The sequence below is a fragment of the Neisseria sp. HMSC058F07 genome (assembly GCF_001810035.1).
GTDB classification, from domain to species: domain Bacteria; phylum Pseudomonadota; class Gammaproteobacteria; order Burkholderiales; family Neisseriaceae; genus Neisseria; species Neisseria perflava.
Genome location: NZ_KV799671.1, coordinates 22860 through 23125 on the forward strand (window position 1 = coordinate 22860; position 266 = coordinate 23125).

The 266-nt window shown below is 39.8% G+C and carries 1 protein-coding gene; it reads left to right on the forward strand.

Annotated features, from left to right (window positions below; all coding sequences use genetic code 11):
* Nucleotides 1–263: histidine phosphatase family protein (locus HMPREF2696_RS11125; protein WP_141746347.1), on the forward strand; the 263-nt coding region annotated here is incomplete at its 5' end.
* Nucleotides 264–266: the final 3 nt, after the last annotated feature.

The following is a 266-nucleotide window of genomic DNA, read 5'->3' on the forward strand; positions in this document are numbered from 1 at the left end:
CCTTTGAACAATTAGCAGTACGTGCAATGGACGCCCTTTACGATATCATTAAAGTACATCAATCGGGAGCCAATATTTTAGTGGTATCGCATGGCCATACCTTGCGGCTTTTATTATCCTTACTAGGCGGAGCAACTTGGGAAAATCATCGTGATGAGGGTAAATCCGTGTCATTGTTAAATACTTCGATCAGTATTGTGAAATACGATAGTGAAAGCGGTTTTCATATTGAGCAACTTAACGATGTGGCTCATTTACAATGATCA